The organism is Burkholderia sp. Tr-20390, from assembly GCF_017104595.1.
Taxonomy (GTDB): domain Bacteria; phylum Pseudomonadota; class Gammaproteobacteria; order Burkholderiales; family Burkholderiaceae; genus Burkholderia.
Window position 1 is genome coordinate 63362 of the sequence record NZ_JAAGPC010000008.1, and the last position, 13775, is coordinate 77136.

13 protein-coding genes are annotated in these 13775 nt (G+C 67.8%); 6 read left to right on the plus strand and 7 right to left on the minus strand.

Going from position 1 to position 13775, the window contains the following annotated elements:
• Positions 1-122 precede the first annotated feature (122 nt).
• Entirely contained in the window at positions 123-1367 is a 1245-nt protein-coding gene (locus G3N98_RS04430) for a serine hydrolase domain-containing protein (protein WP_089474802.1), read from the plus strand.
• Between the two features lie 13 nt (positions 1368-1380).
• Here the strand turns inward: G3N98_RS04430 and G3N98_RS04435 are convergent, their stop codons facing one another.
• Positions 1381-2214, minus strand: coding sequence for a GntR family transcriptional regulator (locus tag G3N98_RS04435; protein WP_089474803.1), 834 nt, complete (start codon positions 2212-2214; stop codon positions 1381-1383).
• 137 nt (positions 2215-2351) lie between these two features.
• Complete coding sequence (locus G3N98_RS04440) at positions 2352-3287, minus strand: helix-turn-helix domain-containing protein (RefSeq protein ID WP_206147358.1); 936 nt, start codon at positions 3285-3287, stop codon at positions 2352-2354.
• 87 nt (positions 3288-3374) lie between these two features.
• Here G3N98_RS04440 and G3N98_RS04445 point away from each other — a divergent pair, with 87 nt between their 5' ends.
• Positions 3375-4805, plus strand: coding sequence for a cytochrome P450 (locus G3N98_RS04445; RefSeq protein ID WP_206147365.1), 1431 nt, complete (start codon positions 3375-3377; stop codon positions 4803-4805).
• 208 nt (positions 4806-5013) lie between these two features.
• Complete coding sequence (locus G3N98_RS04450; RefSeq protein WP_089474805.1) at positions 5014-5325, plus strand: panthothenate synthetase; 312 nt, start codon at positions 5014-5016, stop codon at positions 5323-5325.
• A gap of 87 nt (positions 5326-5412) precedes the next feature.
• Here G3N98_RS04450 and G3N98_RS04455 read toward each other — a convergent pair whose 3' ends face one another.
• Complete coding sequence (locus G3N98_RS04455) at positions 5413-5796, minus strand: hypothetical protein (protein ID WP_089474806.1); 384 nt, start codon at positions 5794-5796, stop codon at positions 5413-5415.
• A gap of 138 nt (positions 5797-5934) precedes the next feature.
• Positions 5935-6735, minus strand: a complete 801-nt coding sequence (locus G3N98_RS04460) for a helix-turn-helix transcriptional regulator (RefSeq protein ID WP_206147367.1) — start codon at positions 6733-6735, stop codon at positions 5935-5937.
• A gap of 141 nt (positions 6736-6876) precedes the next feature.
• Here G3N98_RS04460 and G3N98_RS04465 point away from each other — a divergent pair, with 141 nt between their 5' ends.
• Together G3N98_RS04465 and G3N98_RS04470 are read left to right on the plus strand one after the other, a co-directional pair.
• A complete protein-coding gene (locus G3N98_RS04465) occupies positions 6877-8283 on the plus strand; it encodes an APC family permease (protein ID WP_206147369.1) in 1407 nt (468 codons plus the stop codon).
• Between the two features lie 72 nt (positions 8284-8355).
• Entirely contained in the window at positions 8356-9465 is a 1110-nt protein-coding gene (locus tag G3N98_RS04470) for a P1 family peptidase (protein ID WP_206147371.1), read from the plus strand.
• Between the two features lie 129 nt (positions 9466-9594).
• Here the strand turns inward: G3N98_RS04470 and G3N98_RS04475 are convergent, their stop codons facing one another.
• Both G3N98_RS04475 and G3N98_RS04480 read right to left on the minus strand, forming a co-directional pair.
• Complete coding sequence (locus tag G3N98_RS04475) at positions 9595-9807, minus strand: hypothetical protein (RefSeq protein ID WP_166952807.1); 213 nt, start codon at positions 9805-9807, stop codon at positions 9595-9597.
• 143 nt (positions 9808-9950) lie between these two features.
• Positions 9951-12134 (minus strand): FUSC family protein, encoded by a 2184-nt coding sequence (locus tag G3N98_RS04480; protein WP_206147373.1) that lies wholly within the window; start codon positions 12132-12134, stop codon positions 9951-9953.
• Positions 12135-12334: 200 nt separating this feature from the next.
• Between G3N98_RS04480 and G3N98_RS04485 the strand changes: the two genes are divergently transcribed.
• The gene (locus G3N98_RS04485; protein ID WP_089427555.1) at positions 12335-13282 is read left to right on the plus strand and encodes a LysR family transcriptional regulator; all 948 of its coding nucleotides are present in this window, start codon (positions 12335-12337) and stop codon (positions 13280-13282) included.
• A gap of 124 nt (positions 13283-13406) precedes the next feature.
• Here G3N98_RS04485 and G3N98_RS04490 read toward each other — a convergent pair whose 3' ends face one another.
• On the minus strand, positions 13407-13709 hold the full coding sequence (locus G3N98_RS04490) for a DUF4148 domain-containing protein (protein WP_206147375.1): 303 nt from the start codon (positions 13707-13709) through the stop codon (positions 13407-13409).
• Positions 13710-13775: the final 66 nt, after the last annotated feature.

Sequence of the window (13775 nt, forward strand, 5' to 3'; positions counted from 1 at the left end):
AGCATTCTTTAAAATGATATAGTTCTATCTTTAGAATGTTTTAGCCGGATGAGCGTCCTGTCAGAAGCGTGGTGGCGCGGGCGCCGGCGTGTCGAGACCGAAGTGGAAAGAGGAGCAGGGGCATGACGAAGGTGGCACATCCGGGTTTGTCGTCGCAGCGGCTGATGGCGCTCGACACGCGGCTGAACGAACGGTACGTGGCATCCGGGCGCTTGCCGGGGGCAGTGACGATGATTCATCGTTGTGGCGAGCTGGCGCACGTGAACGTCGTTGGATCGATGGATATCGAGCGGGCGAAGCCGATGCGCGAGGACGCGATTTTCCGCATCTATTCGATGACCAAGCCGATCACGAGCGTTGCGTTCATGACGCTGGTCGAACAGGGGCTGGTCGCGCTGGACGATCCCGTATCGAGCGTGATTCCGGCCTGGAAGGATCTGGGCGTTGCCGTGGCCGGCGCACGAAGCCTCGGCGGGTTCCAGACCCGGCCCGTCGCACGCGAGATGCTGATGGTGGATCTGCTGCGCCATACGGCCGGGTTGTCGTATTTCTTCCAGGCCCGCACGAACGTCGATGCCGCGTACCGGGAACTCGCGCTCGGCGAACCGGGCAACCCGGGCGGACTCGACGGCATGATCGCGGACCTGGCCAGGCTGCCGCTCGACTACTCGCCGGGCAACGAATGGAATTATTCGGTCGCGACGCACGTGGTCGGCTATCTCGTCGAGACGATTTCCGGGCAGCCGTTTGCCGACTACCTGAAACAAGTGCTGTTCGACCCGATCGGCATGCCCGACACCGGCTTCTTCGTGCCGGACGAGCAGGCTGAGCGTCTGTGCGCGTGCTATCGCCCGGGCGCCGATGGCGGCCTCGTGTTGCAGGACGACCCGGCGGCCAGCGCGTTTCTCCGGCCGCCTGCGCTGGCATCGGGCGGCAGCGGGCTCGTGTCGACGGCCGGCGATTACCTGCGCTTCTGCCGGATGCTGCTGAACCGCGGGTCGATCGACGGGCACCGGATCCTGAGCCCGAAAACCGTCGAGCTGATGACGATCAACCATCTGCCGGGCGGCCAGACGCTCGACCGGATGTCGCGTTCCACGTTCAGCGAGGCTGTCTACCCGGGGCTCGGTTTTGGGCTCGGCTTCGCGGTGACACAGGACGTGGCCGCGACGATGCAGCCGGGCAGCGTCGGCGATTACTTCTGGGGCGGCGGCGCCAGCACCGCCTTCTGGATCGATCCGGCCGAGGACCTGATCGTCGTGTTCATGACGCAACTGCTGCCGTCGACGACGTACCGGATCCGCCGCGATCTGCGGCATTGGGTCTACGGTGCGATGGGCGACGACGATGGCGGTGCGCCGGCGTGACGCGGTGAGCGCGTCAGGCCGCCGGCTTGCGCGCGCTTTTCCGGGCGCCTGAGCGGGGCGACGGGATCAGGTCGGCACTGCGATCGTCGCCGTCGAGATCGTGCGTGATATCGAGCACGAAGCGGTCGGCGCGGTAGAGATAGAGCCCCGCGTGGACGATGCAGCCGCCGCCGTCGGTCCACCAGCGGCGCATGCGGATCAGCATGTCGGCCATGCTGCAGTCGGCGCCGTCCGACGCGAGCAGGTCGGCCGTCTCCTGGTCCGCATACGCGGCCGTGATTTCCTGGCGGGCCTTCGCGAGCGGAAGGCGGTTGTATTGACGAACGAGATAGCCGACCTTGTGCCGCGCGTCGCTGCCTTTCGGAAACCGGTCGTAGGTTTCGCGTGCGACGAAGCTGTCCATCATGCCGTAAGGCGTGCCGTCGTGCAGTTGAAGCGTGCGGATCCGCATGTAGGCGGCGCGCATCGGCTGGCCCGTCTGCAATGCGGCGGGCAGTGCGGTCACAGCTTCGCGCAGCAGCACGCGCAGCGTCTGGCCGGGCGCAAGCTGCAGCGGATCGTTGATCGCGGCGCGCAGCGCCGGGTTATCCGCCGGCGAGACGACATCGGCTGTGACGAACGTGCCACGGCCGCGGGCGCTGCTCACGAGCCCTTCGGCGCTCAGCTCGGCCAGCGCCTGGCGCACGGTGATCGTGCCCGCTTGATAGAACGCGCACAGCTCGGGAATCGGCGGCAACTGGTCGCCGCGCTTCCATTCGCCCTGATGGATGCGTCCACGCAGCAGGCTGGCAATCCGCGCATAAAGGGCGACCCCTTTGCGCTCGGGGGGCGACGACGACGGGTTCAATCACGGGCTCCTGGAATGATGCGGGCGGCGGGATGGCAGAGCGTGGCGCGACGGGCGTGGCTCAGATAAACGCCTAACATTCTACTCTTGGAATGTCTGTGCTCGGGCAGGCGTCCATGCCGGTGCGCCGCCGATCGTCACACCCACAGCCGGTACATCCAGAACGATTCGTCGTCGATGAAGCGTTGCGTGAATTCGCTCGGCGAGAACCCCGTGATGCGCTTGACCTCGCGGCTCAGGTGCGCCTGGTCGGCGAACCCTTCGTCCAGCGCCAGCGTGGCCCAGTTGAATGCGGCGCCGGCTTCGTACCGGTCGCGCGCCGCAAAGAACGCGCTTTCCGTCCTGACGAGCGTTTGCCATTCGCGCAGCGACCGGCCGCTGTAGGTCTTGATCCGCCGCTCGACCTGCCGCGGGCTGTGGGTATCCCGCCATTCGCGCGCCTGCAGCGCAAGGCGCTCGACCCAACTGCGTCCCGCATTGCGTAACGACGAAAGCGGCGTCGCAGGCCGTAACGCCTGCCAGCGCGGTGCAAGATGACGTTCGATCGCCGCCAGCGCATCGGCATCGCGGTCCGCGCCGGCCAGCGCGTCGAGCAGCGGATGCCAGTCGTGGCCGAGGCACGCATGGGCGTCGAGCACGCGATCGTGGATGTCCGCCAGCGCGATGCCGAACAGCGCCCGCGCCGCATCGGCGGTGAAGCAGATCATGCCGATCCGTCCGCCCGTCGGCGCCCAGGCTACGGTAGGGGCCGAATGGCTGCCCGACAGCGTCACGGCGGCACCGAAGGGGCGCCACCGGGGCCCGTCGGCCGTGTGTTCGACGAAGCCCGCGTCGAGATCCCGATACCACGACACGCACACGAGCGGCGTGGCCGGAAAATGCGAGAGCCGCTGCGCGTCGCTCAATGCGATCCCGCGCGTATCGTGCAACACGATCGCGACCACCGCGCCCTGCAGGGCAGCCGGCGCCGGGTACAGCCGTCCATGCGGCGCCCGCCCGTCGCCCGGCACGCGAGGGGCGCGGGCCAGCGGATCGGGGCACGACAGCGGGATCGATGACGGGTCGGAGAACATGACGCTGGAGTATAGGGAGCGGCCCGACGCGTGTCGATGTCGTTTGCGTTCAAGACCGCCGCCATGTCGGTGCGGACAATCCGGCCCATGAACACGCGATCCACATCCTCATGTCCATTCCATACGGGCGCTGCTGCTGCGGCGCCCGTGCTTCACCCGCCCGGCGTATGGCCGCCGGGGCCGCGTGCCGGCCTGACGGGTTGGGGGCTGCTGCGCGCGATGTCGGGCGACCTGCTCGGCACGCTGGCCGGCTGGCGGCGCGAATACGGTGATGTCATGCACTTGCGAATGTGGCCAGAGCATGCGGTGGTCGTGACCGATCCCGCGCTCGTGCGCGAACTGCTGGTCACGCATCACGATGCGCTCAGGCGCTGGGAGCGTGCCGTCCGCGTGTTTGCGCAGGTCCACGGCCATAGCGTGCTGATCGCAGAAGGCGACGCGTGGCGCGACAAGCGGCAGGCGTTGCAACCGAATTTCATGCCGAAGGCGGTGCAGACGTTCGTGCCGTCGATCGCGGCGACGGCCGGACATGCGCTTGCGCAGTGGCCCGCGCGCGATCCGGACTGGCCGATCGAAAGCGCGCTGACGTCGCTGGCGATGGACGTGATCATGCGCACGATGTTCTCCGACGCGATCGGCGACGACGCACGCGCGGCCGAGGAAGCCGTGCGGGCGGTGAGCGCGGCGGCCAACGCCGATTTCTACTGGCCCGCGAGCACGCCGGACTGGGTACCGTGGAAGCGCGGCAAGGCCCGGGCGATGGCCGTGCTGAACGGGCTGATCGACCGGCAACTGCATGCGCGTCTCGACCTGCCGGCGCGAGCGTGGCCCGACGATCTGCTGTCGCGCTTGTTGCGGCTGCATCGGGACGACGCGCGGCGCTGGCCGCTGCAGGCCGTGCACGACGAATGCATGACCGCGTTCCTCGCCGGCCACGAAACGACGGCCGGGGCGCTGACCTGGTGGGCGTGGTGCATGGCGACGAATCCGGCGGCGCAGGCCGCCGCGCGCGATGAAGTGTCACGCGTGCTGGGCGGTTGCGCACCGTCCGCCGAGACGCGAGCGTCGTTACGCTACCTGACGCACACGCTCGAGGAAACGCTGCGCCTGTATCCGTCCGCGCCGATCCTGATCAGCCGCCGCGCGTCGCGACCGATCGTGCTGGGGCCGTGGCAGTTTCCCGCGCGGACGCTGTTCATGCTGCCGCTGCAGCTCATGCAGCGCGATGCGAGATGGTTCGACGCGCCCGACGTGTTTCGCCCCGAGCGTTTTGCCGACGACGCGCCGGCCGCACCGCGCGGCACCTACATGCCGTTCGGCACGGGCCCGCGCGTGTGTCTCGGGCAGCATCTGGCAATGACGGAAATGACGGTCGTCGCGGCGATGATCCTGCAGCGCTACGCATTGTCGGCACCGCCCGGCATGAAGCCGCCGCGGCCGGTGCTGAACGTGACGCTGCGGCCGGACCGGCCGCTGCATCTCGCGATCGCGCCGGCGGCGGATGGGCGTTCCGCGTGATGCGGACAGCGCGGCCGGGCGAGCGTGCCGCTGAGTCGACGACAGATATCGAACGCGACGGCAGGCTGGCTGATACGCGACACGCAACGAAATGGAATCGTCGGAACGTAAACGCGTGCCGGCCCCTGCGTTCGGCGCCACTGGCGCGGCATCGCGCAGCACCTATGCTTGAAGGGCCCAGTCCGGGCGCAGCCCAAGGAGGATGGTCATGCGCATGCTTCTCAACATACGAATCCCTCATGAGCCGTTCAACACGCTGGTGCGCGACGGCAGCGTCGGCGACGTGATCGGGCGAATACTCGAAGCGGTCAAGCCCGAGGCTGTGTATTTCACGGAGCAGAACGGCGGGCGCGGAGCGGTCGTGATCGTCGACCTGAACGATCCGTCGCAGATCCCGGCGCTCGCGGAGCCGTGGTTCCTGATGCTGAATGCGGACTGCGAGTTCCGCGTGGTGATGTTGCCGGACGACCTCAAGCACGCCGGGCTCGCGCAGATCGGCGCGAAGTGGAAGTCGACGTAGACGTAGACGTAGCGAGAATCAGCGCATGACGATGCCCCTGCTCGAGACCCGTGCAGGCGGCTTGGCGCGCCGTCGTTCGCGTGCCGGCTATCGCGCAGGCTGCGACGGTTCGGCGTTCGCTGTTTGCCTGTCTTTCGGCCGCACCAGCAACAGCAGGCCGCTCAGTGCCGCCGCCGCGACGAACACGAAAAAGAACTGTTCGTTCCATTGGCGCAGGCTGTCGGACGCCACGCCGCCGTGACTCCCGGCCGAGGCGCCGGCTTCCAGCAGGAACGTGAAGACGGCCGGCACCGGCGCGGAGCCCAGGTAGGCGAGGAACGCGAACTGCAGCCGGCCGCGGGTCAGGAGCGACCAGACGTTCTTGCCCATCAGGCAAGCGACCAGCACCACCGGCGGGATAAGCACGATCGATACGGCACTGATCGCACACAGCAGCAGCCAGCCAAGTCCGATGATCGGAATGAGCGACATGAATCGGGACTCCTGTTGTCGGGCAATCCTGTTGTCGACGGCGCATCCGCATCGGCGTTACCGGATGACCGCGGCATGCGGCGCTTCACGGAGTGTGCCCGATTCCACGCCGGTTGCCATCCGTCGGCAGCGATGCAGTCATCCGGCCGCGTCTTCCCCCAGCGCCTGGATGAAGCGCGAAAACAGCTCGGGCTGCGACGAAATCCCGAGCTTCGCGTACAAATGCCGCCGGTGCACCTTCACCGTTTCGGGGGATATCGCGAGCCGCTCGGCGATCGCCTTCGACGAATTGCCGCGCAGCACCATTCTCGCGATCGACATCTCGCGATCGGTCAGCACGCCCGCGCCGAAGCGGGCGAGCGCCTGCTCGACCCGCGCGCCGAGATCGGCATCGGGCGTCGCGCGCGCCGCGTCGCCCACCAGGCGCCAGTGCTGCCGGATCGCCGCGAGCACCCACGGCATCGCGGCCGTCAGCTTGCCGAGCGGCTCGACGTCGAACCGCGTGCCCGCACCGAGCGACAGCGAGAGCAGCATGTCGGCGTTCGGCCGCACGAGGATCTGGATTTCGTCGTCGCCGACCGCGTCGCGGAAGTAGCTCAGGAAATATTCGCTCTGCCGGAACAGGTCGGGCGCGACTTCCTCGAGCCGGTAGCAGCCGTCGGCGAGCCCGTCGTGCGCGGCCTGCAGGAACGGGTCGAGCAGATACACGCCGTTCAGGTAGAGCGGCACGGGCGATGTGGCGTCGGTGCCGCCCGTGTCGTATTCGTCGAGCACGAGCGGCACGCCGTCGCGGCCGATCGCGGTCGCGAGCGCATTGTCGAACGGCACCATTTCATTGAGCAGCAGCACCAGGAACCGCCAGAAGCGCGGCTGGCCGAGATGATCGATTGCGCGGCCGAGCGCCTGGTGCATCGCGATTTCGGAAAAGAGACGATCCATACCACCACCGGAAGGGCGTAACACGAAGGGGGAATAGCGGTCCTGAAATTGGCTTCCTAGACTGCCACGCAATCAATCGGGCCCGAGTATGGGCGTTCAAAAAAAAGTGGCAAAGGATTGGCCCAAGCACAGGAGAACGAAATGGCGATGATGTCGGAATCGACGGGCACGCTGCAAGCGGCGCCTGCAACGGAAGACGCGCCGCGCGCGCTGTCGCAGACGCTCAGCGTGCGCGATGCGGTGATGATCACCGTATCGGGCGTGACGCCCGCGAGTTCGATCTTCGTGATCGCGCCGTTCGCGATCCAGCAGGCCGGCAGCGGCGCCGTGCTGTCGTTCCTGCTCGGCGGCGTGCTCGCGCTGGCGTTCGCGCTCTGCTATGCGGAGCTGAGTGCCGCGCACCGCAGCGCGGGCGGCGAGTACGTGATGGCCAAGCGCGTGTTCGGCACGCTGCCCGGCTATCTGACCTTCATCACGGTGCTGTCCGTCAGCGTGTTCATCCCGGCGGTGCTCGCGAGCGGCGCCGCGCCTTACCTGAACAACGCGCTCGGCACGCATTTCAGCAACCAGTCGGTCGCGCTGACGATCGTGCTGCTCAGCTACCTGCTCGGCATGCTGAACATCAAGACGAACGCGTGGATCACGGGCGCGTTTCTCGTCGTCGAGATCGGCGTGCTGATGCTGATCGCGGGCCTCGGCTTCGGTTCGCCGCATCGCGGCGCCGACGCGCTGATCGCGCCGGTCGTCGCGAGCGGCAATGCGCTCGTGCCGGCGACACTGGCCGCGATCGTCCCGGCGATCGGCACGGCGATCTTCTGCTACAACGGCTTCGGCTCGGCAGCCTATCTCGCGGAAGACCTGCGCGGAGGCAACCGCAATGTCGCGAAGGCGGTGATCTACTCGCTGCTCGTGATCCTCGTCGTCGAACTCATTCCGCTCACCGCGATCGTGCTCGGTGCGCCTTCGCTGACCGAGCTGACGAAGAGCGCCGACCCGATCGGCTATGTCGTGCGTTCGCTGAGCAACCCGGCCGTGTCGCGCGTGGTCAGCGGCGGGATCTTCCTGTCGGTGTTCAACGCGATCATCGCGATCGTGATCACGATGGGCCGGCTGCTGTACAGCAGCGGCCGGCACGCGCTCTGGTCGCGCACCTGCAACCGCGCCTTCTCGACGATCCATCCGCGCTTCGAATCGCCTTGGCTCGCCACCATCGCGCTCGCGGTGCCGTCGGCGGGGCTCGTGTTCGTGTCGAGCCTCGACGAGCTGACCGCGTTCACGGTCGACCTGCTGCTGCTGATCTATCTGGTCGTCGGGCTGGCCGCGCTCGCGAGCCGCTTCGTGCGCCGTGACGTCGAGCATCATTACCGGATGCCATTGTGGCCCGTGACGCCGCTCGTCGCGGTAGCCGGCGCCGCGTATACGCTCTACACCACGCTCGCAACGGCCACGAAACCGACCGACCTGATCATCATCGCGGGGCTGCTGGTCGCCGCGCTCGTGATGTATGTGGTCTGGGCGCGCCACAGCGAAGCCTTCCGCATGCTCTGAGCGCGGGATCGAAAGCTTGCCGTACCGAAACATCGAAACACCGAACCATTGAAAGACGGGAGGAATTGCATCATGCGCACGAGGGATCTCGGCATCCGCATCGGGCTCGGCACGCCGGGCCGCTTCAACGCGATCACGGACGTTCCGGGCGTGCGGGTCGGACATTGCACGCTGAACGTCGAGAACGGCGACGCGTCGATCCGCACCGGCGTCACCGTCATCGAGCCGCGCGCGGGCGCCGCGCACGATTCGCCGTGCTTCGCGGGCGTGCACGTGCTGAACGGCAACGGCGACGCGACGGGGCTCGAATGGATCCGCGAGGCCGGCCTGCTGACCACGCCGATCGCCTATACGAACACGCACAGCGTTGGCGCAGTGCGCGATGCGCTCGTCGCGAACGAGCGCGAAGCGGCGGCGGGCCGCGTGTACTGGTGCATGCCGGTCGTGATGGAAACCTACGACGGGCTACTGAACGACATCTGGGGCCAGCACGTGAACGCCGCGCATGTGCAGCGCGCGCTGGCCGCCGCGCAGTCGGGGCCGGTTGCCGAAGGCGGCGTGGGCGGCGGCACGGGGATGATCTGCCACGAGTTCAAGGGCGGCATCGGCACCGCGTCGCGCGTGCTCGCGGCCGAGTTGGGCGGCTGGACCGTCGGCGCGCTCGTGCAGGCGAACTACGGCGTGCGCGAGATGCTGCGCGTGGCCGGTTATCCGGTCGGCGAAGTGCTGCGGCACGTGCCTTCTCCGTTCCGCGCGCCGGACGCGCAGGGTGAGGCCGGGATGGGCTCGATCGTCGTGACGATCGCGACCGACGCGCCGCTGCTGCCGCACCAGTGCACGCGTCTCGCCCAGCGCGCGAGCGTCGGGCTGGCGCGCGTCGGCGGCGGCACCGAGGATTCGAGCGGCGACATCTTCCTGGCGTTCGCCACGGGCAACGACGGCCTGCCGGCGGCGAACTACGGCAGCAAGGGCGCGCCGACCACCGGCGTGAAGATGGTCAACAACGACCATATTTCCGCGTTGTTCGTGGCGGCGGCGGAAGCGGTGGAGGAAGCGATCGTGAATGCGCTCGTCGCGGGCGGCGACGTCGAGTCGCGCGGGGCGCGGGTCGAAGGGCTGGGGCAGGCGCGCTTGCTGGATGCGTTGCGCGAGGTGGGCTGGCGGCCGGGGCGCGGCGCCTGAAACGGCATGCGCCGCTTCAATCGAAGCGGCGCGCAGGGGAGCGGCGATGCGGCGATCGGCCGGGCCGCCGCTCGCCCATGGATGCAACGCGGGCGGTGCGGGCCTGGCCGTGACGACGCGGCGTCATGCTCAGCTGCCGAAGTAGATGTTGCAGAAGCTGACGGGGCCGACACACGCGTTCGGGTCTTCCTGCTTCGATTGCGAACGATCGACGCGGCCGGCGGCCTTCACGGCTTCGGCGCGGTTCGCCTGTTGCGGTGCGACGTCTGCCGGTGCCGGCTGTGCGTGAGCAACAGCAGCGGTGAGCGACAGGGCAACGAGGGCGAGGTGCAGCGGCTTCATTTTGGTTTCTCCTGGGTGGGTGCCAGTCTCGCTGGCAGTGAGGAAACTATAGGCTCGCACTGCTTAAAGATTAATCACCGCGGCTGTAGAGCTTATTTCCATCCGGAACAAGGATCCCGTTGCGCGCGCGCGCGCACCGATCGTCAATGGCGGTGCCGGTTGAACGGCGCATCCTTGTCCAGCAGCGCGCTGCGCATGAAGTGCAGGCAGCCGACGATGCGCTGCATCCGGTGCCGCTCGTTGGGCACCGCATACCACGCCTGCAGCGTGTGCTGCGCCGCGCGGATCGCCAGGTTCACCGATTTCAGCGTGCGCGCGTGGTGACGGGGCGTCGGGTCGTCGAAGAAGCGCGGCAGCTCATGCAGCACCGCGTCGATCGAGCCGGTCCAGCGCAGTGTTTGCGGCGGTTTCGATTCACAGAACGCGTTCAGTTCGTCGCGCAGGTCGATCACCGCGTGGCCGACCTCGAGCGTCGACAGCATCCAGCGCAGCGCGTCGCGATGCTGTCGCGTGCGCCGCACGAGCAGCGTGCGCAGTTGCGCCATCAGGTCGTGCGTGCTCGACTGGAAGCGCTGCGCGAGGCGCTCCGTCGGCCCTTCGCACGCCAGCGTGACCTGGCGGCGCAGGTCGTGCGCGATGCGGCCCGTGAGCCACGGCATGTGGGTAGGAAAGACAACCGCGAACACGAGCGAGCACGCGAGCATCGCGACGACGATCGCCAGCCCGTTGTTGATCAGCAGCTCGGGTGTATACGCGATCACGTTGTCGGGCCCCGCGAGCAGGCAGAAGAACACCGCGAAGCCGATCCCGTAGCCGGACAAGCCCGGCCGCATCGCGAGAAACGCGCCGAGGCCGAGCACCGGCGCGAGCGCGGCGCACAGCAGCGGGAACCCTTCGATGTTCGGATACACGTAGCACAGGAACACGTAGCCGACGGCGGTCGCGAACGCCGCGCCGACGCTCATCTGCGCGACGAACTTCGGCGCGCGCGGTGACGTCGAGCTGAGCGCGCACGCGATCGCGGTGGCGATCACGGCGAGCGGGCCGCTCGGCCATTCAGAGGCGAGCCAGAACGCACTCATCGCACCGACGGCGACGATCGTGCGCAGGAACGCGAACCCGACGAAGAACGAATTGGTCTTCACCGCGTAGTGCGTGACCGAGCGCTCGAACGAGTGATCGTCCTGGTCGAGCGATGCATAGGTGTCGGCGTAGCCGAGATATTCGCCGATGAAGCGATACAGCAGCTCGATCGCGGTATCGAAGTCGAGCAGGCCGCCGGCCGCATGCTCCTCGATGGTTCGCCGCGACGCGCGCGCGGCTTTCGGCAACGCGCTGTGGAAGCGGCGCAGTTCGAGCAGTGCGCCGGCGGCCGGCGCGATGCCGCGCTGCCGCTCGTCGCGCAGCGCGGCGAAGCGTTGCGCAAGCGCATCGACGTGCGGCGCCAGCGCATCGAGCACCGCGTCGGAGCCATTGGCGCGCAATCGCTTGACGAGCTGGTGCAGGGCATGCAGCCGCGTGCACGCATTCATGAACTCGCTGTTCAGCCGCGCGAGGCGGCGGCTGCGCGCGCGAATGTGCGGATCCTCGAACGATGCGAACGCGCGGTTGGCCTCGAAGCCGACGATGTCGTCGACGAAATCGGCGAAGCGCCGCTCGAAATCGCCGCGCGCGACGTCGCCCGCGAGCGCGCCGGCCGTGAATGCCGCGAACGTCGCATGACGGGTGCCCAGTGAACGCATCAATGCCTTCGCGGAGCTGAGCGGCAGGATCAGCGCGCTGACCGCGCCCGAGCACGCGATGCCGAGCGCGACTTCCGCGGCGCGCGTGAGCGCGGACTGGAACAGCGTCTGCGGGGTCATCACGGACGGCAGGCCGATCAGCGCGGCCGTGTAGCCGGCGAGCACGAAGCCGTACCAGCGGAAGTGGCGGTTGCGCACCGCGAGCGCGATGCAGGTGCCGATCCACAGCGTGATGCCGGCCATGTACAGCTCGGGCTGCTGCGCGAACAGCCCGCCGAGCGCGAGCGCGGCGACGAGGCCGGCCGCCGTGCCGAGCACGCGGTAGAAGCTCTTCGCGAACACCATCCCCGACAGCGGCTGCATCAGCACGAACACGGTCGTCATCGCCGTGCGCGGCTGCGACATCTCCAGGCGCATCGCGATGCCCATCGCGAGAAGCGCCGCGAACACGGTTTTCGCGAGGTGCAGCCAGATCAGCCCGTCGCTCGCGGCCCAGTCGCGCGCCGCGTCGCCGAGTGGATCGAGCCAGGTCCTCCATCGTGCCGGTTCGATGGAAGGACGCTCGATCGCAGGTTGTGGCTTCATGAAAAGAGGGGGCCGGTACGGGGCCGAGCGAGGTGCCTGGCACGTCCGAACGGGTCCGTTCGACTGTTGAGGCGCCGATTGTAGGAGGGCGGCGCCCGCGCATTAACGCAGCTTCGGGGAAACGATAGTTGCAGCCGGAGTAACAATCTGTCGCATCCCGTGGAGGAAAATAGCGGCTCCGCTACAGGTTGCTCACAGGAATGGATACCCTACAAAACATGCGGGTGTTTTCGCGCGTCGTCGAGACGGGCAGTTTCACCGCCGCCGCGCAATCGCTGAATTCGACGACGGGCGCGATGTCGCGCGCGGTGTCGGAGCTCGAGGCGCGCCTGCGCACCCGTCTGATGAATCGTTCGACGCGCCGTCTCGCGCTCACGTCGGCCGGCGAAAGCTATCTGCGGCGCTGCCGCCAGATCCTCGCCGACGTCGACCGCGCGGAAGAAGAGGCGAGCTGCGCGCACGAACGGCCGGCCGGCGTGCTGCGCATGCACAGCTTCGCGAGCGTCGGCCATCACTATGTGTTGCCCGCGCTGACGCGCTATCACGCGCAGTTCCCGGACGTGTCGATCGAACTGTCGCTGTCGCAGCGCATGCCCGACCTGTTCGACGGCACGAGCGATATGGCCGTCGTGACCGCGTCATCGCTGCCCGATTCGGAACTCGTGTCGCACCTGCTCGGCTCGACCTTCAGCATCCTGTGCGCGTCGCCCGACTATGTGAAACGCCACGGCGCGCCGGTACGCCCGCAGGATCTCGCTGCGCACGCATGCCTGACGTTATGCACGCCGGCGTTCCCGACGCACGAATGGGTGCTCGAAGGGCCGGAAGGCGTCGAGCAGATCCACGTCGCGGGGCCGGTGCAGACCAATACGGCCGAATCGCTTGCCCTCGCGATCCGCGACGGCATCGGGATCGGCATGCTGCCGCTGTACTCGGCGATCGACGCGCTGCGCGACGGCACGCTCGTCCGCGTGTTGCCCGCGCATATCCTGCAGAAGATGAACGTGTACGCGCTGTATCCGTCGCGCCGCTTCGTCGATGCGAAGGTGCGGACCTGGGTCGAGATGCTGCGGGCCCAGGTGCCGGGGATGATCGCGCGCGACGTCGAGATGCTGAACGCGATCGATCGCGAACCGCAGGCCGCCTGAGCGGCGGGCGCGTACCAGCGCATTGCCGCACTGCCGGCGTCTTCTCTTCAAGCCAATCAAGCGAACGCAACCGCGCCGCGCCTGCATGACATCGTTCATGCGGGCGCGGCGCTTCGTCATGCCGTTACCGCGCGGGCTTGGCCGCCGCGCCCGATTCCGTCGTCGGTGCGCCGGCGTGGCCGTAGGCGGCCTGCGCGGCCTTCTGTTCCGCGAGACGCTTTTCGTGAAGTCGTTCCTGCGCCGCCATGATGTCGTCCGGATAGTTGTTGACTTCGCCGCGCGCCGGGTTGTAGCCGACCGACTCGAGATCGATCAGCTCCTGCAGCACTTGCGCGCGCGTGACGGGCGACTGGGCCGACTGGGCGAAAGACAGGGCCGGTGCAACGAGCAGGACGGCAGTGGCGGCGGTAACGACGAGCGATTTCACGAGGTTCTCCTGGGTACGGGGTGGGCGGCCGGTTCGACGCGCGATGCGTGACCGCGACCTTTGCAG